Source organism: Marinobacter sp. VGCF2001, from assembly GCF_049943275.1.
Lineage (GTDB): Bacteria > Pseudomonadota > Gammaproteobacteria > Pseudomonadales > Oleiphilaceae > Marinobacter.
Window position 1 is genome coordinate 27,526 of sequence record NZ_JBNFVX010000007.1, and the last position, 17,931, is coordinate 45,456.

Below are 17,931 nucleotides of genomic sequence, written 5' to 3' on the forward strand. Positions count from 1 at the left end.
CCTCAGTTGGTGCCACCACCAGTGCTCAGATTGGACATCACGCTTACGTTGGCCTGAGTGACGCTGCCAACACCGGCATTTTGTGCGAACGCACCGACACCGGTGAAGTTAGCGGAACCACCGCTAATCTCGTTACCCGTGCGGGTATCCACATAAGAGCCGTCGCCGTTGGCACTGCCGTATGTGACCGTAGTGCCAGAGACCGAGCCGTTAAGCTCTGCATCGTTCATGAACACTTCCATAGACAGATTCAGCGTATTGGTGCTGTTGTTCGAGTTGTCGCTGCTGTCGGAGTTGTAGGAATCAACGGCATTCGCGGAGTTATCCGAGTTGTCGCTGTTGCCACTGTTCGCGGTATTGAACGAGTCGTTGGTGCTGTTGTCGGAATTATTCGAGTTATCCGAGTTGTTGGAGTTGTCCGAATTGTTCGACGCATCGGTGTTGCCACTGTCTGCGGTATTGAACGAGTCGGTTGTGTTGGTGCTGTTGTCTGAATTGTTGGAGTTGTCCGAATTGTTCGACGCATCAGTGTTGCCACTGTCTGCGGTATTGAACGAGTCGGTTGTGTTGGTGCTGTTGTCTGAATTGTTGGAGTTGTCCGAATTGTTCGACGCATCGGTGTTGCCACTGTCTGCGGTATTGAACGAGTCGTTGGTGCTGTTGTCGGAATTGTTCGAATTGTCCGAATTATTCGAGTTATCCGACATATTATTGCCGCTGTCTGCGGTATTGATGCTGTTGTCGGAATTGTTCGAGTTGTCCGACATATTGTTGCCGCTGTCTGCGGTATTGGTGCTGTTGTCGGAATTGTTCGAATTATCCGAGTTGTTGGAGTTGTCTGAATTGTTCGACGCATCGGTGTTGCCACTGTCGGCAATCTTATACGCATCGTTCAGGCTGGTGCTGCTGTCGGAATTATCCGAATTGTCCGAATTATTCGAGTTATCCGACATATTGTTACCGCTGTCCGCGGTATTGATACTGTTGTCGGAGCTGTTCGAATTATCGGAGTTATTGGAGTTGTCGGACATATTGTTGCCGCTCTCGGCAATCTTGAAGGAGTCCGCCACATCCGTGCTGTTATCCGAACTATTGGAGTTATCGGAGTTATTGGTCGAATTGTCGTTTCCGGAATCTGCATTTCCGGAATAGTTGGTGTTTGCCGCAGAATTGTCGTTGGCATTGTTGTTGGGATCACCGTCTCCACCCTGGTCAGCCAGTGCAAATCCGGAAATACCCATGCTCATGGCGATGGCAGCGGCTAGCAGATTTTTTTTGGTATTCATGATGTCATGTCCTTTTGATGGTATTGGCTTAGAGGGGTCCAACCCAACCCGCCAGCATTCGGGTAAGCCAAGGTCCAGACCCGCCCGGATACCGGAGCGATTCCCGTGCCAAAACTCGCAGTTACGCTCCAGGACATTGAACTAGAATAGAAATTTTGATTATCGGACTGTTTTTTCCCGATCCGTTAAATGGCGAACTGTTACGCTAGCGCAACAGCAAATAAAGGCGACAGGTTCTCTATCCGGTTTTGAGACCAAAAATCAGTAGCCTGGGGAAAACCGCCGGTGTTAAAAAACAAAACCCCGCAGAGCCTGGGCCCTGCGGGGTTTCTGGTAGCAGGCAGGTACCCGAAAGCACCTGCCGGACAAACCGAACCGGTCGATTAACCGAACTGGTTCATGGTGTTGTCTTTACCACCGGCCTTCAACGCCGCATCACCAGCGAAGAATTCCTTGTGGTCGTCACCGATGTTAGAACCAGCCATGTCCTGGTGCTTAACAGTGGCGATACCCTGACGGATTTCCTTGCGCTGTACACCAGCCACATAGGCCAGCATGCCTTCGTCGCCGAAGTAGCCTTTGGCCAGGTTGTCGGTAGACAGGGCCGCGGTGTGGTAAGTCGGCAGCGTAATCAGGTGGTGGAAGATACCCGCTTCGCGTGAGCCGTCACGCTGGAAGTTACGGCACCACTCGTCAGCCAGCTGACCCAGCTCGGTGTTGTCGTACTCTTCGCTCATCAGCTTGGCGCGGTCGTAGGCAGAAACGTCCTTGCCTTCTTCCTTCCACGCATCGAATACCTGCTGACGGAAGTTCAGAGTCCAGTTGAAGGACGGGCTGTTGTTGTAAACCAGCTTGGCGTCGGGAACCACTTCCTTGATGCGGTTAACCATGGCTGCAATCTGGCCAACGTGCGGCTTCTCAGTTTCGATCCACAGCAGGTCAGCACCGTTCTGCAGGCTGGTGATGCAATCCAGAACCACACGGTCTTCGCCAGTGCCCGGCTTGAACTGGAACAGGCCGGAAGCCAAACGCTTCGGACGAACCAGCTGGCCGTTCTGCTTGATCACAACGTCGCCGTTGTTGATGTCTTCAGCCTTCTCGATGACTTCGCCATCGATGAAGCTGTTGTACTGGTCGCCCAGATCGCCCGGCTCGTTGGTCACAGCGATTTTCTGAGTCAGGCCAGCACCCAGAGAGTCAGTACGGGCAACGATAACACCGTCGTCCACACCCAGCTCCAGGAACGCCAGACGTACGGCGTTGATCTTGGACAGGAAGTCGGCGTGCGGCACAGTTACCTTGCCGTCCTGGTGGCCACACTGCTTCTCGTCAGAGACCTGGTTCTCGATCTGGATGCAGCAGGCACCGGCTTCAATCATCTGCTTGGCCAGCAGGTAGGTCGCTTCGGCGTTACCAAAACCAGCGTCGATGTCAGCGATGATCGGAACAACGTGAGTTTCGTGGTTGTCGATCTGCTTGATCAGCTCTTCAGCCTTGGCGTTGTCGCCGGCATTCTCGGCTTCTTCCAGGGCACGGAACAGGTGGTTCAGTTCCCAGGCATCCGCCTGACGCAGGAAGGTGTACAGCTCTTCGATCAGGCCAGATACGGCAGTCTTCTCGTGCATGGACTGGTCAGGCAGCGGACCGAACTCGGAACGCAGGGCAGCAACCATCCAGCCGGACAGGTACAGGTAACGACGCTTGGTGTTACCGAAGTGCTTCTTGATAGACAGCATTTTCTGCTGGCCAATGAAACCATGCCAGCAGCCCAGGGACTGGGTGTACTGAGACGTGTCGTTGTCGTAGTTCGCCATGTCCTCGCGCATGATCTTGGCGGTGTACTTGGCGATGTCCAGACCCGTCTTGAACTTGTTCTGGGCGCGCATACGAGCCGCGTGCTTCGGGTTGATAGCGTTCCAGGTCGGGTTCTGCTTCACGAGGGAAGCGATTTGGTCGACGTCTTGTGCGTAGGGCATGGTCTCTGTCCTTTCTACGTTTATGTTCAAAAGGTTCAGACGCTGCTGGCGGCAGCGTCCGGAGTCAGCCACGGTCCGATTCAGACTGGCCCGTGGTGACGTTGGGGCTACTGTAGTGCTTTCCAATTTATAATTGAAATTTATATGATGTATTTTCGGCATTTTCTCTGTGAATGGCAAAATCCCAGATCCAGCCGTTTTCACCTTCTAACCGACTCATTTCGGGGAGAGTACAACGTGCTATGCTTTTAGCACTTGATCCACATCACCGGGCCTGCTCATCCATGGATCACAGGGGCATACCGTGTTCTTTGTACGCGATTTCAGTTATTCGCTGTTACATGCTCTGAAAAACCTGTTCCCGATCATTTTGGTTGTCGGGCTTTTCCAGCTATTAGCCGTGCAACAGCTACCCGACAACCTGGCGAGTATGCTGTTTGGCCTGTTAGTGGTGGCTATCGGCGTTGCCCTGTTTTTGCAGGGGCTCGAACTGAGCGTATTCCCGGTTGCGAAAACCCTCTCAAACCACTTCGCTCGCCGCGGGTCTGTGCCCGTTTTACTATGTTTCGGCTTCGCGATTGGCTTCTCGGCAGTCATCGCAGAACCCGCGCTGATCGCTGTCGCGGAACAGGCACAGCAGATCAGCGGAGGCCGAATCGACAGCCTGACACTGCGGCTACTGGTCGCGCTCTCCGTGGGCGTGGTGGTTGCCCTCGGTGTGCTGCGCACCATCTTCGGATTTCCTCTTCACGGATTCATGATCACCGGCTATCTTCTAGTCGTCACGGTTACCTGGTTCACACCGGAGGAAATTGTCGGGCTGGCGTACGATTCCGGCGGCGTGACCACCAATGTGGTAACCGTGCCGCTGGTAGCCGCGCTGGGCATCGGCCTGGCCGCTTCAATCCGGGGCAGGCACGCCCTCACCGATGGCTTTGGGCTGGTTGCCCTGGCCGTGATGGTGCCCATGATTACCGTGCAGGGCTACGGAATGCTGGTGTATTCCGGCTCGGCCGAGGCCGACACCCTGGAGATTTCAACGAGTAATGAGAATACCCGCACAGGGGGCCTGACAGGCATATTCCTGGACCTTGTCACCATGGTCCGGGACGTGTTGCCCATCATCCTGACGGTGCTGTTGTTCCAGTACACGATCCTGCGCCAGAAGTTACCGAACCCACGCAAAGTCTTGTTTGGTTTTGCGCTTGTTATTCTCGGGCTTTACGCTTTTGTGGTTGGCCTGAAAATGGGGCTTTTCCCCATCGGCACCTCCATGGCAGAACAACTGACCGCCATGGATACGTTTCTCTATATCTATCTGTTTGCGTTTGGCATCGGCTTCGCCACCACCATGGCCGAACCCGCGCTCATCGCCATCAGTCGGCAGGCAGAAGACGCCGCCGGTGGCACGCTTAACGGCAACGCTATTCGATTGCTCGTGGCAATCGGTGTCGCAATAGGCATTACCATTGGCGTTCACCGGATCATCACCGGCGATTCAATTCATTACTACGTTATCGGCGGCTATATGCTGGTCATCCTACTGACGCTCATGGCTCCCAGATATATTGTAGCGCTGGCCTTCGACCTTGGCGGCGTCACCACCTCAGAAGTCACCGTGCCGCTGGTCACCGCTCTGGGTATCGGGCTCGCCTCGAACATCGACGGACGCAGCGTGCTGATTGATGGCTTCGGCCTGATCGCATTTGCGTCCATATTTCCGATTCTGACGGTGATGACCTACGCCATCCTGTCTGAGCGGCTAATAACGCGCGCCAAGGAGACACCATGAAATTTTCGGCTCTGGTTGCTATTGTCCCGGAAGACCGGGAGCAGGACTGCATCGACGCGGCCCGGCATTGCGGCGCTGGCGGCATCACCGTCATGTCGGGCCGGGGTATCAGCAACACCGCAAAAAAAACCTTCTTTGGCCTGACCTACGACGGCAACCAAAGCGTTCTGCTGATGGTTCTGGAAAAAGGGCTATCACGAGATACCCTGAAGGCCATTCAGAAAGTGGTCATGCCTGACTCGAAAAACTCCCAGGGCATTATTTTTACCGTGCCCCTGGAGCATCTTGGCGGCATTGATATGGCCCAGGTGGAAAAATTCGAACAACACCTGAAAGATTCGTTCTGACGGAGATCCAGCAATGAAACTGGTTCGGGATGTCATGGTGACCGACTTTATGACGGTCTCCCCCTTTGCCACCATTCGCGAGGCACTGTCCATGATGAAGCAGCAAGGGGTCAAGTCTCTGGTGGTAGAACGTCAACACATACATGATGCCTGGGGGCTGGTGACCTACACCAACATTATGAAAGCCATTGTCTCCGAGGATGGCGACGTTGACTTGCTGAACGTTTACGACGTTTGTGCGAAACCGGTCATCAGCGTTGGCGAGAACCTGGCGCTGAAGCACGCCGCCACACTGATGACCAAATTCCGGGTCAAACGTTTACTGGTGCTTCGCGACAATGACATTGCCGGGTTCATCGTGATGGATGACATCATGCAGGCATTGCTGGACACCATCGACTAGCCCAGCATGGCTATCGGCTGGTCCCGGAAGCCTGCCCCAGACACAACACCAGCAACTGATCCCCCTCCTTCAGGTCCAGATACTGATCCCGGGGCAAATTCATCTGCAGATGCCGCCCGCGCGGGTCGGCCTGCGCGCGAAACACGCCCAGTGCGATGTCACCCTGTTCGGCCACAATCTTCTCAAGCACGTGAAAGTCTGCGCTCGCCGGTAGCGGGTAATCCTGCGGATGACGGAACTGTATTTCCGCACCGCCCACGGTAAACAGCTCATCCAGCACCACCCGCAATTCACGCCGCAACGCCACCTGGGCCAAAACATGGCTGAGAATCATCGGGCTGATCATCATCTCGCTCTGGTGGCCGTAGAGCAGGTGGCGGTTATCCGGATCGCTCAGCTCCATGATCACCTGGGGCCGCCGCGGCGCGGCACTCAATATGTCTTCCAACTGCAGGTAGCCCACCATGGCCCGGGCATCGGCTTCCTCACCGGAGCCAATGCGATCGCTGCTCAGCAGCATCACGGTGTCATAGCCGGCGGGATCAAGCCGTCGCAAGTCGTCTTCCACCATATAATCGGCTTCCAGCAAACGACCGTTTACGCGACTGAGGTCCACTCCATAGCGCTGCATCTCCCGCTGCCGGTCATCCAGCGGAATCGCAGACACCAGATCCAGCTCGAACGACCGGTTGCCATAGCTGGCAAATTCGGCGGCCAGGCTGGGTACCCGCCGATTCCAGCCCAACACCAGCACCCGGTGCGTGCCAGACGCTGCATCCGCCCTCGCAAGATGAGGAACCCGGTGGATAGCCGGCAGCGCCTGGGCCTTGGCGCCGGCGGCAGTGTGCTCGTAATGTCGGGCCAGGAGAATCACCCTGTCTTCGTTGCGGATCACGGTGTCCGAACCCGCCAACAGGTTCACCTGCCAGTGCCTGTTCGGGCCGGGATGAAGCAACCCCAGGACAATTGCGTTCGGCCGTTGCGCGGCCAATTCCGCCAGCGTCAGGCCCTCGGCCGTTTCACCACCGCGAACAAACAGTTCGTTGCCCTCACCGGCGGTCAGCAATTCGTTGTAGACCTCGGAAAGGTTTGGGTGTAGCACATTCTGCACCATCAGCCGGCTGATGGTGGCATCACCGGCCACCACCTCTACCGCGCCCGGATAGGCCCGTTCGATCACCGAAAGCTTGCGCATATCCTGGATTTCGGCCACCACAAACGGTAACCGAGTCATGTATTGCCGGGCCTGGGCGGCAATCGACAGCAGTGCTTTCACGGTCTCCACATCTGACGTGACCATCGAGCCGCCTTCATGAACCTGGCTCGGCACGATCACCGCCGCCGCATCCAGGCAGGCAACCCGATGCAAGGCATCCGGCTGAATCGCGGTGCCGCTGCGCAGGATAACTTCCCGGGCTCGACGGCCTACACCGGGCTCATTGATCAGTTCATGTATTTGCGCTGCGCTGGCCTCTTCTGCCAGCACCACCAGTCTCAGGTTCCGGGCGTCGTGCTTTTCCAGGAACCGGGCCATGCGCCCGGTTGAGCCGAACAGTTCAGCAACCAGTGGTGGCGTCTGGGGAGTCCAGCCCAGCACCACAAAATGATTTTTCAGGGTAACCGGCGTCAGGCCCCGCTCCAGATCTTCCATTTTGGCAATCAGCCACCGGGTCAGAATCGCCACCAGGGTGCCCATGAACACCACGTAGCCGGAAATGGTCAGCAGCGTCGACACGATGCGTTGCCAGGTGCCGACATCGTCGCCCAGGTACCCGGGGTCGGTCAGCCTCAGGAACGCCCACCAGACAGCCGAGCCGGCATCCTCGAACTCACCGGCCTGGGGCAATACCACCAGCAAACCACCGATCAGCGAAATCAGTGCGATAAGCGCACCGACCACCAGCAGCTGGAAGCCGGCGCCTTTCACCAACTGGCGCTCAACCAGAAATTTCATGCGATCAATGATACGGAAGGGCAGCATTGGGGTCCTTTTGTCGGTTTTCTCTCCGGCCAACGATTTGCCGGTTTTTGACTCTGTCGCCTAGGATAGTTCAAACACCCTCTGAAGGTGAGCCCTGCCATGATTTCACTCTCATTTATGCTGGCTTTACTGGCGATAATGGCTTGTCTGTACCCCCCTCTTGCCTCTGCTGGCTCCGCCCACATTCCCCAGCCCTGGCGGGCCGACGCCGTCGTCCAGGGGCGGGACGAGGCCTACGATACCGAACGTTTTGTCCATGAACTGACCTTTGATCACCACAGCCCTGCGCCCTCGCCTTTGCAAAATGGCATGCGGGGCACCGGCGGCAGTGTTGGCAGCGACGAGCTTTATTACGATTTCCGCTTTCGCCAGGACTTCGGTTTTCGGGAGGGGCACAACGGTTTTCTGCTGGATATCCAGCGTAGCGAGGATCTGGACGGCGCCTACGACCGGCAACTGGTCGGTTTCCGGCAAATGGTCGGGCAGCATTCGGAACTCTGGCTGCAGGGCGATGTGTTCTCCGACAAAGCGCAGTCCGACATTTATCTCAGTGCCCGGCATTACCTGGGGCCGGGCAGCTGGCTTCACGCCAGCTGGATACTGCCAGACGCTTACTTCAACGATAAAACCGCCAGCCCGGACGAATTTTCCAAGGAACCCCAGACCGCGTTCCTGCAGTGGCACCAGCAACACGGGCCACAGCAGCTTACCCTGTCGGTCAACTGGTCACCGGAGTCCGAATTTATCAGCCGCCAGCAGGCGCTGACCGTCACCAGCGACAGCGTGCGAGGTGCTCTGACCTACCGCCGGGAAAGCACCCGCTGGCAACTGGCCGTCGATCTCGAGGCCGAACGCAGTCGGCGCAGCTACCTGTTGCAAGGTCCGGATGAAACCGGGCGCCCGGATTTCTCCAGGGATTCTGCCAGGGCCACTACCTCGGCCCGATTTCTCCTGCACCGGCTAAAACCCCGGCTGGGCCTGGCCTACATCCACCTGGACGAGCGCGGCTTTTTTGGTCGGGCGCTGAACAGTATTGGCACCATCAAGCGGCGTGAGCCCGTTCTGTTCGGAGACATCACCCTGCAGGCCAGCGCCCGCACAACCATCCAACCAGGCCTGTACCTCGCCGCCCCAGACATCCGTCAGGCGTTTCGCGACACACCACCGGATAACCACAACGGCTTTGTCGGCAAACTGGCCCTGCCCGTCACCATCCGGGTCTCCGCCAATGACCAGGCGCGCCTGACCCTGAACCCCACCTTCTACCTGCACAAAGCCGCCTTTGGCGGGGGCAACCTGCAATTTCACTGGCCCATGTAAATCAGGTGGTGCCGGTTTTCAGCTCGGTCAACGCCGCCTCCAGGGTGGGATAGAAACGGCTGACCCCGGGCTCCGGCGCAATGCCCGCCCGCGCCAGTGTTCTCAGGGGCTGGAACTGCAAGTCTGCGATAATTACCTGAGCGCCGCTTTCACGGCAACTGGCGATCAGTTTGTTGAGCGCGGCCAGGCCCCCGGCGTCGAGAATGGTCACGCCATCCATATACAACACCATCCCCCGGGCGTCGCCAGACAGCGCAGCCAGTTCACCGAAAATCCGGTCGGCGGCGGCAAAAAACAGCGGGCCATTGATCTTGAACACCTGCCAACCCTGAGGCACGCCCATCGACTGCACCCGCTTACTGGCGGTAATGTCGGTGATTTTAGTCATCTGCGCCATTTCCCGCATGAACAACACTGCGGCCAGCAGCACGCCGGTGGTAATGGCGATCACCATGTCCAGCGCCACGGTCAACCCGAAACAGGTAAGAAACACCAGCACATCGCTGCGCGGGGCCGTTTTCAGCAGATGCACCGCCTTGGGCGCCTCGCTCATGTTCCACGCCACCATCAACAGCAACGCGGCCATGGCCGGCATCGGCAGGTAGGCCAGAACGCCGGCGAGAAATACCAGCGCCAGCAGCACCACCAGAGAATGAACCATCGCCGACACCGGCGATTCAGCACCGGCACGGTAGTTGGCCGCCGAACGGGCAATGGCCGCGGTGGCGGTGATGCCGCCAAAAAACGGCACCACGATGTTGCCAATGCCTTGTCCCATCAGCTCACTGTTGGCGCTGTGCCGCTTACCGGTCATGCCGTCCAGCACCACCGCACAGAGCAGGGATTCAATGGCACCCAGCATGGCAATGGCGAACGCCGCTGGAATCAACTCCCGGAACAAGTCCCATGACAGGCCAATGGCCTGCCCATCGGCCCCGGCCTGTTGCCAGGGCCAGGCAAAGGAGGGCAGGAACGGCGGGATGCCAGAGCCGGTGCTGCCGTCGGGCAACAGATAGCTGAAGCGGGACCCAATGGTCTCAATGCCCGCGCCGTTGGCGTTCAGCCACAGAGCCAGCAAACTCCCCACAATCACCGCCGGCAAATGCGGTGGCACCGGTGTTTTCAGTCGCGGCCAGAGCAGCATCACCGCCAGCGTTGCCAAGGCCACCAGCGTACTCAGGCCATCCAGCGCCGGCAGCTGCTGGCCCAGTAATGCCACTTTGTCCCAGTAATGTTCGGGCATGGAGGCCACCGAAAGCCCAAAGAAATCTTTCACCTGCAAGGTGGCAATCACCACCGCAATCCCGCCGGTAAAGCCCAGGGTTACGGATTCCGGGATATACTCGATAAAGCGCCCGAGCCGCATGACCGCCATGATCACCAGCAGCACACCGGACATCATCGTAGCCAGCAGCAGGCCACCCAGGCCGTAACTCTGGGCGATGGGGTAGAGAATCACTACGAACGCCGCCGTGGGCCCGGAGATGCTGAAGCGGCTGCCACCGAACAGGGCAATCAGAAAACCGGCAATGATGGCGGTATACAGGCCGTACTGGGGCGCCACACCGGACGCAATGGCCAACGCCATGGCCAATGGAATGGCAATAATGCCCACCGTCACCCCGGCCATCAGGTCTTTAACAAAGCGGCTGCCGGAGTAAGGTTGATCAAGACAGGCCTCACGCACTGCGTGCGCGGTGCGAAGAGAAAACAGGTGGGCGCGATGTGGCATGAACAGACTCTCTCAACCGGGCATTTGATAACATTATATGCTCATCAACTGTACACTCAATGTTAATATGATTAACATACGCTCAATCACTATCCCTGCCCAACCTGTTGAGAGCCCAGAGCACCATGGAAAACCGCACCGCCCGGCTGACCCTGTTGATTGATCCGGAAAAGAAAAAAGTGTTTGAAGCCCTGTGCAAGCAGGAAGACGTGACCCCGTCGCAAAAGGTACGTCAGTTTATCCGGGAATACGTCGAGGAGCGTCTGGGGCCGGACTGGCGCGAAACCGACAACCAGAAAACCGACTGACACCCGCAACGTATAACCAGCCATGACACAGCCTATCGTTCGCCTCATTCTGACGTTTACCGCCCTGGTGGCACTCACCGGATGTAATACTATGCAGGCACACCGCTCGCCGACCACCGGCCCCGCCAACCAGTACGACGCCGTGATAGTCGATGCTGAAACCGGCTCCACCCTCGGGCTTGAGGCCCTGGCGGACCGGCTGGCCGACACCGACGTCGTTGTTGTCGGCGAATACCACGGCCACCACGCCTCTCATCTGCTGCAGGCGCGCCTGCAACAGGCCCTGTATGCCCGGAACCCGCGCCAGATACTGACCATGGAACAGTTCAATCTGGACCATCAGGATGCGCTGGACGCCTACCTGGCCGACCAGACCGGCGAAACCGAAATGATCGAAGACGCCCAGGCCTGGGACAACTATCGCGGATCATATCGCCCGCTGGTGGAGTTTGCCCGCCAGCAGCAATTGCCGGTGGTGGCCGCCAACGCCCCGGCCGACATTGTTCGCTGCATCGGCCGCCAGGGTTCGGCCTATCTGGATACCCTGCCAGACCAGCAACGGGCGATGTTGCCCGAGCAGGCCTTTCTGGATACCCCGGCCTATCGGAACAAGTTTGTCGAGGCCATCAGCGGCAGCCACGGAGCCGAACAAACCGATCTGTCCGGCCGCCTGCTCAATACCTATCAGGCTCAGCTCCTCCGGGACAACACCATGGCCTCGCGCATACTGACCGCGCTGGAAGCACATCCCGGGCACCAGGTGCTGCACACCACTGGCACCTTCCACAGCGAGCAGCGGCTGGGTACGGTTGCCGCTCTGGAACAACGGGCTCAGGGGCTGACTATTTCGGTCATTTCACCCGTGGAACTGGCACCCTTCGAAGGAGCCCTGCCGGTGGCGGAAAACCGACACAAGGGCGACTATCTGTATTTCATTCTGCCTTTACCCACGGAGTTCCGAGACCCGGAGCGCCAGCGCAGCGCCATGCAGAAACGCTTCAGCCAGCGCCCGGATACCCGCTGCGAATAATCACGCCTGACGCCCCGGCGAGTCTTCCCTGCGCGCCCGGTTGCCGTTAACCTGCACAGGCAATTGGAGCTTGTTCATTGTTCGCAAGGAGTCAGCATGAGAATCGTTCCTGCCCTGATCATCGGCCTGAGTGCCATCATTGCCGCGTCGTTACTCAGCGAGGGGCTGACCGGACTGCGCACCGCAGACCGCTATGTCACCGTCAAGGGCGTGGCCGAACGGGAAGTCCAGGCCGATCTGGCGCTTTGGCCCATCCGCTTTGTCGCCACGGGCCGCTCGCTGGACGAAGCCCAGAAGCAGGCACGAAGCAGCCGGGAGGCCATCATGGCCTTTCTGAAACTGCAGGCCATTGCCCCCTCCGCGGTTGAACTCCAGCGGCTGGATGTAACCGACACCCGGGCCAACCCCTATTCCGGCAACAATAGTGAGCAACAGTACATCATCAACCAGACGTTCATGGTGCGCAGCAGCAGTATCGACCGCATCCGCCAGGCGGCCCAGAACGTCAGTGAACTGGTGGATTCCGGGGTAGTGCTGTCATCGGACTACGGCCCAAGCGGCCCGACCTACCTGTTCAGTGGTCTGAATGACATCAAGCCGGTGATGATTGCCGAAGCCACGGCCGCGGCCCGGGAGTCCGCCCAGCAGTTCGCCAGGGATGCTGAAGCCGAGCTGGGCGGCCTGCGTAGGGCCAATCAGGGCGTGTTCCAGATTCTCGCCCGGGATCAGGCGCCCGGAGTCTCAGAGCCACAGCAACCGGTGAAGACCGTGCGGGTAGTGTCCACCTTCGACTACTACCTGGAGTAGCCGGTTACTGGGTAGCCACCATCTCGTCGGTTACCTGATAATCGCCAGCCAGCCAGCGCAGAACCTCATGGGCAGCCGGGTGGTCGAAGGCATCGTAGGTGTGGATCAATGCCTGTTTTTTCTCCTCGCTGAGGCGCCCAAGGCCGGCATCCTGCAGGGTGAGCAAATCCCCCTGCAGCTGCTCGGCCAGCTCCAGCCCCAGCACTTCCCGAGCGGCGTGCAGGAACGCCTGGCCGTACTGGTAATCCGGCCCCTGGCGATAGCATTCTGACAACGTGATGGCAGGAATAGCGGTCAATACCGGCTGCAACGCGGGGTTGATGGCATGGCCCGCCAGATAGGCCGCGTTGCCGGCAGGCCGGCCGGTAAATCCACGCAGATGCAGGTGCTGTGACATCCGGTCGCCGTCATTCACCGGATAATTGTCCCAGAGCAGCGGTTTTCGGCCCAGCACCTTGCTGATGCGTTTGAGATGGCCAGGCGAGATTTCCCTGGAGCAGACTTCCTCTCCCGTCCAGAAAATCCGGACGTCACGCTCCAGCTCGGCCCCCAGGGTTTCCAGATAATCCACCGGCCGTGGGCCAAAGACCCGATCCAGTACCGGATCATCAGAATAATAAGTGGGGCACACGCTGAGCTTCTCCACGCCGCTGTGCTCCCGCACCCATTTGACGATGCCCCCCTGGATGCGCGCCAGCTCAGGGGTGTCGGGGCGCATATCGTCGAACAGAATGGCCAGCTCCTGAATGCCCAGACGATCCAGCATACGCAGCTTTTTCGCCAGAGCCTCCCGGCCCTTGTCGTCAAAGTGGTTAAACAGCTCGAATGGACTCAGACCAACGCCGAAACGAACCCCTTCGCGCCGGCAGAAACCGGCAAAACCGGCCAGCGCCTCGGCCTGCTCGGGCGGATGAGGCTCTTGCCAGCGACGACGCAAATAGTGGTCGGCCTTGGGTGCATACAAATAGAACTTGTAGCCATGGGGAACCAGCGCGCTGACCAGTTGGCGCCGCTCAGACCAGCTCCACAGGGGGCCGTAAAACCCTTCAATGATACCCAGTTCTGCCGTCATTCCTTTGTTCCCCATCTGTCTGACTGTCAACAAGCGCCATACCCATTACTCTATCCTAGCCACTTCTTGCGCAACCTGCCTGCGGTCTGACTTTGATCACGGCACCCGTTGCCCGATATCGACTAGACTTATCTTCAACAATAACCCCCAGGCCCATTCTCCAACAGGAAAAGCACTATGGAAATCAAAACCTTCGAAGACCTGATTGACTGGACCCGCCAACTCCACGCCCATCTGGCCCGCTGCCTGGAGGAATCCGCGCGCAAAAACCCGGACGAACGGGCCAGCGCCCTGCTGGATTACATCAGTCGCCACGAAAACCTGCTAGAAAAGGCCGTGGCCGAATATGAAAAGCAGGCAGACCCGAAGGCCATGAGCACACGCCTGTATGATTATGGTGTGCACAAACCGATCGAAAAGAACCGCACCTGTGATATTCGCTACAGCGACCTGGATTTTGACGGCATTGCCCGGGAAATCTTTGATTTTCATGATCAGGTGATGGACCTTTACGATGCTCTGATCGGTAAAGCGGAGATCCCGGAGGCCAAGTCGCTGCTGGAGGATCTGAAATCCATGGAAGAGCATGAAGCCATGCGCATGGCCAGCCAGATCGGGCGAATGAGTGACGTCTGAGGTTAGACAAATGTCGTAAACCCGCATTTTTTTGCTGCAGCCACACGGTGGTAGTTGTTAATCTCAACTACACTCTTACGATCCCGCGCCCCGCGGCGCAGGGCTCTGATACAACAACGACAAGAGGTCAGAAGAGCCATGAAGATCCGTTCTGTTCTTTCCGCGGCCGTACTGGCGGTGGCAACAACGTTTGCCGCCAGCCAGGCACTCGCTCAGGACAAGTTCACCCTGAGGCTGGCAGAAACCTGGGGCCCCAACTTTCCCATTTTCGGTGATACCACCAAGCGCTTTGCCGAGACTGTCAACAAGATGTCTGACGGCCGGCTGACGGTTCGTATCGACTCGGCCAACAAACACAAGGCACCGCTGGGCGTGTTCGACATGGTCAAGGCTGGCCAGTACGACATGGGGCACTCGGCCTCCTACTACTGGAAAGGCAAGGTCCCCGAAACCCTGTTCTTCACCAGTATGCCGTTCGGTATGAATGCCATGGAACAGTATGCCTGGTTCTATCACGGTGGCGGCATGGAGCTGATGCAGGAAGTGTATGAGCCGCACAATATGCTGTCGTTCCCCGGCGGCAACACCGGGGTACAGATGGGGGGCTGGTTCCGCCAGGAAATCAAATCCCTGGAGGACCTCAAAGGCCTGAAAATGCGCATTCCCGGCTTTGCCGGCGAAGTCTTTGCCGAAGTGGGCGTTAACCCCACCAACATTGCCCCGGGCGAACTCTATACTGCGCTGGAGCGCAACACCATCGACGCCGTGGAGTGGGTCGGCCCGGCACTGGATCTGCGCCTGGGTTTCCAGCAGATTGCCGACTACTACTACACCGGCTGGCATGAGCCGGCCACCGAGCTGCAGTTCCTGATCAACAAACGCGTGTGGGATCGCCTGCCGGCAGACCTTCAGGAAATCATTCGCGTGGCCATGCGCACCGCCTCTTACGATATGCTGGTTCACTCGCAGCACGCCAACGCCGAAGCCTGGGCCAACATCAAAGAGGAGTATCCGAACGTTCAGATCAAACGTTTCCCGGATGACATCTTCCAGGCCATGTATGAGGCCAACGAGAAACTTCTCGACGAAGCTGCGGCCGAGAGTGATATGGCGGCGAAGATCATTGAGTCCCAGCACGACTACCTGGAACAGAGCCGGGCCTATACCGACATCTCCGAGCGGGCCTATCTCAACACCATGGCCGAAGTCGAGTAAACTCGACTTTATGAAGAATCATAGCCGGGATCGCTCGCCGAAGTGATCCCGGCTTTTTCGTCTCCACCATTCAGAAAATCCGCTTTGCGGAGGAAGAGGTTCGATGCGCTGGATTATCCGACTGGACGAGGGCCTCGCCTGGCTCTCAAAACTCTGCGGGTGGATCGCCTGCGTGGCCATGCTCCTGATGGCCGCCAACGTGTTTTACGACGTTGTCGCCCGCTATGCCTTTAACAACGTGTCTATCGCCATGCAGGAGATGGAATGGCACCTGTACTCCGTTGTCTTCCTGCTGGGCATTCCCTATGCCCTGCGCACCGACGGCCACGTGCGCGTCGACGTCTTCTACACCAACTGGAGCCAGAAGCGCAAAGCCTGGATCAACCTGATTGGCGCCGTTATTTTTGTCATCCCGTTTGCCTATCTGATTGCCACCTACGGCTACAGCTACTCCATGGATGCCTATCAAATGGGTGAAGGCAGCGGCGATCCGGGCGGGTTGCCCCATCGCTGGATCATCAAATCCGTGATCCCCGTCAGTGCGTTTTTCATCGGCACCGCCGGCCTCAACATGGTCACTTTCGCCATCCGCGTCATGGCCGGTGACAAACAGTACGAAGGCGAGCACAGCGCGGGAGGCCTGGCATGATCGGCATGATTATGTTCGGCGTGGCCCTGGTCATGCTGATGTTCGGCTTCCCGGTCGCCTTCACGTTTGGCGGCGTTGCGTTGTTCTTTGGCATTTACGCCGAAGGCATGGATCTGTTTGCGTTCATGCCGTTTCGGATCATGAGCGTGATGCAGAATACGGTGCTAATGGCGGTGCCATTGTTCATTTTTATGGGTGTAGTGCTGCAACGCACGCGACTGGCGGAGCAGTTGTTAACGTCCATGGGACGATTGTTCGGCGGCTTGCCCGGCGGCCTGGCAATCTCCACCATTCTGGTCGGTGCCCTGTTGGCCGCCTCTACCGGAGTTGTCGGCGCCAGCGTGGTGGCCATGGGGCTGATTTCGCTGCCGGTCATGCTGGCCCACAAGTACGATAAACGCCTGGCTACCGGCACCATCTGCGCATCCGGCACGCTGGGCCAGATTGTGCCACCGTCTATTATTCTGATCATTCTGGGGGATGTTCTGGGGCTGCCGGTCGGCGATCTGTTCAAGGCGGCGGTTCTGCCCGGCGTGGTGCTGATTGGCCTGTATATCATCTATATCCTGGTTCTGACCCGGCTCAAACCCGAAACTGCACCCGCCATGCCTGCCACCGATGAATCCGTCAGCCGAGGCAAGGAAATCCGCGACGCCTTGCTGGCCATCATCCCCCCGCTGGCACTGATTGTGGTGGTACTGGGTTCCATTTTCACCGGCATTGCCACGCCAACCGAATCCTCGGCCCTGGGTGGTGTCGGCGCGGTCGTGCTGGCGCTGATCTACCGCCAGTTCTCGTTCAGGATGGTCTGGGATGCCGCCCGGGATACGGTCAGCGTCACCGCCATGGTATTTGCGATCCTGATCGGCGCCACCGCCTTTTCCATGGTGTTCAGCTACACCGGGGGCGACTATCTGCTGGAAGATTGGCTGATGATGCTGCCGGGCGAACAATGGGGCTTTATTATCCTGGCCATGCTGGTGATCCTGATACTGGGCTTCTTCATTGATTTCGTGGAGATTTCGTTCATCATCGTTCCCATTCTGGCCCCGGTGGCCGAAGCCATGGGCATCAATATGCTCTGGTTCGCCATTCTGATTGCGATGAACCTGCAAACCAGTTTCCTGACGCCGCCCTTCGGATTTTCGCTGTTCTATCTCAAAGGCGTGGCACCGCCGGAAGTCCGAACCACCGATATCTACAAAGGCATTATCCCCTTCATTCTGATCCAGATTCTGGTGCTGGCGCTGATCGTCATCTTCCCGGAATGGTTTGGCATGAGTGCAACTTACTGACACCACCCCCTGGTGCAACCCTCTGGCGGAGCCGGCCGAACCGGCTCCGTCGCTCCCCCCCGCCCCTAAATCCAACTCATTC

At 58.1% G+C, this 17,931-nt stretch carries 16 protein-coding genes; 11 read left to right on the forward strand and 5 right to left on the reverse strand.

From position 1 onward, the window contains the following. Positions 1–2: 2 nt before the first annotated feature. On the reverse strand, positions 3–1,286 hold the full coding sequence (locus tag ACP2AU_RS08985; protein WP_426375788.1) for a hypothetical protein: 1,284 nt from the start codon (positions 1,284–1,286) through the stop codon (positions 3–5). A 383-nt stretch (positions 1,287–1,669) separates the two neighbouring features. After that, the gene (locus tag ACP2AU_RS08990; protein ID WP_426375789.1) at positions 1,670–3,262 is read right to left on the reverse strand and encodes an isocitrate lyase; all 1,593 of its coding nucleotides are present in this window, start codon (positions 3,260–3,262) and stop codon (positions 1,670–1,672) included. A gap of 304 nt (positions 3,263–3,566) precedes the next feature. Between ACP2AU_RS08990 and ACP2AU_RS08995 the strand changes: the two genes are divergently transcribed. From ACP2AU_RS08995 to ACP2AU_RS09005, 3 genes are read left to right on the forward strand one after another with little or no spacing between them, the layout of a single operon-like run. Further along, complete coding sequence (locus ACP2AU_RS08995; RefSeq protein ID WP_426375790.1) at positions 3,567–5,054, forward strand: DUF1538 domain-containing protein; 1,488 nt, start codon at positions 3,567–3,569, stop codon at positions 5,052–5,054. Beyond that, entirely contained in the window at positions 5,051–5,401 is a 351-nt protein-coding gene (locus ACP2AU_RS09000) for a P-II family nitrogen regulator (protein ID WP_426375791.1), read from the forward strand. Before ACP2AU_RS08995 ends, ACP2AU_RS09000 begins: the two co-directional genes overlap by 4 nt. Before the next feature lie 13 nt (positions 5,402–5,414). Beyond that, positions 5,415–5,804, forward strand: a complete 390-nt coding sequence (locus ACP2AU_RS09005; protein WP_426375792.1) for a CBS domain-containing protein — start codon at positions 5,415–5,417, stop codon at positions 5,802–5,804. Between the two features lie 10 nt (positions 5,805–5,814). On the opposite strand, the gene ACP2AU_RS09010 is transcribed toward ACP2AU_RS09005, so the two are convergent. Then, positions 5,815–7,785, reverse strand: a complete 1,971-nt coding sequence (locus tag ACP2AU_RS09010; RefSeq protein WP_426375793.1) for a CASTOR/POLLUX-related putative ion channel — start codon at positions 7,783–7,785, stop codon at positions 5,815–5,817. 99 nt (positions 7,786–7,884) lie between these two features. Between ACP2AU_RS09010 and ACP2AU_RS09015 the strand changes: the two genes are divergently transcribed. Then, positions 7,885–9,105, forward strand: a complete 1,221-nt coding sequence (locus tag ACP2AU_RS09015) for a hypothetical protein (protein ID WP_426375794.1) — start codon at positions 7,885–7,887, stop codon at positions 9,103–9,105. 1 nt (position 9,106) lies between these two features. Here ACP2AU_RS09015 and dauA read toward each other — a convergent pair whose 3' ends face one another. Beyond that, positions 9,107–10,837, reverse strand: a complete 1,731-nt coding sequence (dauA, locus tag ACP2AU_RS09020) for a C4-dicarboxylic acid transporter DauA (RefSeq protein ID WP_426375795.1) — start codon at positions 10,835–10,837, stop codon at positions 9,107–9,109. Positions 10,838–10,962: 125 nt separating this feature from the next. Between dauA and ACP2AU_RS09025 the strand changes: the two genes are divergently transcribed. The 3 genes from ACP2AU_RS09025 to ACP2AU_RS09035 all read left to right on the forward strand — a co-directional run bounded on the left by ACP2AU_RS09025 (position 10,963) and on the right by ACP2AU_RS09035 (position 12,982). Then, entirely contained in the window at positions 10,963–11,145 is a 183-nt protein-coding gene (locus tag ACP2AU_RS09025) for a CopG family transcriptional regulator (RefSeq protein WP_426375796.1), read from the forward strand. A gap of 22 nt (positions 11,146–11,167) precedes the next feature. Then, the gene (locus tag ACP2AU_RS09030) at positions 11,168–12,175 is read left to right on the forward strand and encodes a ChaN family lipoprotein (RefSeq protein ID WP_426375797.1); all 1,008 of its coding nucleotides are present in this window, start codon (positions 11,168–11,170) and stop codon (positions 12,173–12,175) included. A 96-nt stretch (positions 12,176–12,271) separates the two neighbouring features. Then, positions 12,272–12,982, forward strand: a complete 711-nt coding sequence (locus ACP2AU_RS09035; RefSeq protein ID WP_426375798.1) for an SIMPL domain-containing protein — start codon at positions 12,272–12,274, stop codon at positions 12,980–12,982. Positions 12,983–12,986: 4 nt separating this feature from the next. Here the strand turns inward: ACP2AU_RS09035 and ACP2AU_RS09040 are convergent, their stop codons facing one another. Further along, complete coding sequence (locus ACP2AU_RS09040) at positions 12,987–14,054, reverse strand: beta-N-acetylglucosaminidase domain-containing protein (RefSeq protein WP_426375799.1); 1,068 nt, start codon at positions 14,052–14,054, stop codon at positions 12,987–12,989. Between the two features lie 177 nt (positions 14,055–14,231). On the opposite strand from ACP2AU_RS09040, the gene ACP2AU_RS09045 reads away from it, so the two are divergent. The 4 genes from ACP2AU_RS09045 to ACP2AU_RS09060 all read left to right on the forward strand — a co-directional run bounded on the left by ACP2AU_RS09045 (position 14,232) and on the right by ACP2AU_RS09060 (position 17,849). Next, positions 14,232–14,690, forward strand: coding sequence for an ATPase (locus tag ACP2AU_RS09045; protein ID WP_426375800.1), 459 nt, complete (start codon positions 14,232–14,234; stop codon positions 14,688–14,690). A gap of 138 nt (positions 14,691–14,828) precedes the next feature. After that, entirely contained in the window at positions 14,829–15,905 is a 1,077-nt protein-coding gene (locus ACP2AU_RS09050) for a TRAP transporter substrate-binding protein (protein ID WP_426375801.1), read from the forward strand. Between the two features lie 103 nt (positions 15,906–16,008). Beyond that, positions 16,009–16,554, forward strand: coding sequence for a TRAP transporter small permease subunit (locus tag ACP2AU_RS09055; RefSeq protein ID WP_426375802.1), 546 nt, complete (start codon positions 16,009–16,011; stop codon positions 16,552–16,554). Continuing rightward, positions 16,551–17,849, forward strand: a complete 1,299-nt coding sequence (locus tag ACP2AU_RS09060) for a TRAP transporter large permease (protein ID WP_426375803.1) — start codon at positions 16,551–16,553, stop codon at positions 17,847–17,849. The genes ACP2AU_RS09055 and ACP2AU_RS09060 overlap by 4 nt, the downstream gene beginning before the upstream one ends. The last annotated feature ends 82 nt before the right edge of the window (positions 17,850–17,931 follow it).

Excerpts from the sequence above, each read along its gene's own strand:
- ACP2AU_RS08985 (WP_426375788.1), bottom strand. The coding sequence starts at position 1,286 with ATGAATACCAAAAAAAATCTGCTAGCCGCTGCCATCGCCATGAGCATG.
- ACP2AU_RS08990 (WP_426375789.1), bottom strand. The coding sequence starts at position 3,262 with ATGCCCTACGCACAAGACGTCGACCAAATCGCTTCCCTCGTGAAGCAG.
- ACP2AU_RS09000 (WP_426375791.1), top strand. The coding sequence starts at position 5,051 with ATGAAATTTTCGGCTCTGGTTGCTATTGTCCCGGAAGACCGGGAGCAG.
- ACP2AU_RS09005 (WP_426375792.1), top strand. The coding sequence starts at position 5,415 with ATGAAACTGGTTCGGGATGTCATGGTGACCGACTTTATGACGGTCTCC.
- ACP2AU_RS09010 (WP_426375793.1), bottom strand. The coding sequence starts at position 7,785 with ATGCTGCCCTTCCGTATCATTGATCGCATGAAATTTCTGGTTGAGCGC.
- ACP2AU_RS09015 (WP_426375794.1), top strand. The coding sequence starts at position 7,885 with ATGATTTCACTCTCATTTATGCTGGCTTTACTGGCGATAATGGCTTGT.
- dauA (WP_426375795.1), bottom strand. The coding sequence starts at position 10,837 with ATGCCACATCGCGCCCACCTGTTTTCTCTTCGCACCGCGCACGCAGTG.
- ACP2AU_RS09025 (WP_426375796.1), top strand. The coding sequence starts at position 10,963 with ATGGAAAACCGCACCGCCCGGCTGACCCTGTTGATTGATCCGGAAAAG.
- ACP2AU_RS09030 (WP_426375797.1), top strand. The coding sequence starts at position 11,168 with ATGACACAGCCTATCGTTCGCCTCATTCTGACGTTTACCGCCCTGGTG.
- ACP2AU_RS09035 (WP_426375798.1), top strand. The coding sequence starts at position 12,272 with ATGAGAATCGTTCCTGCCCTGATCATCGGCCTGAGTGCCATCATTGCC.
- ACP2AU_RS09040 (WP_426375799.1), bottom strand. The coding sequence starts at position 14,054 with ATGACGGCAGAACTGGGTATCATTGAAGGGTTTTACGGCCCCCTGTGG.
- ACP2AU_RS09045 (WP_426375800.1), top strand. The coding sequence starts at position 14,232 with ATGGAAATCAAAACCTTCGAAGACCTGATTGACTGGACCCGCCAACTC.
- ACP2AU_RS09050 (WP_426375801.1), top strand. The coding sequence starts at position 14,829 with ATGAAGATCCGTTCTGTTCTTTCCGCGGCCGTACTGGCGGTGGCAACA.
- ACP2AU_RS09055 (WP_426375802.1), top strand. The coding sequence starts at position 16,009 with ATGCGCTGGATTATCCGACTGGACGAGGGCCTCGCCTGGCTCTCAAAA.
- ACP2AU_RS09060 (WP_426375803.1), top strand. The coding sequence starts at position 16,551 with ATGATCGGCATGATTATGTTCGGCGTGGCCCTGGTCATGCTGATGTTC.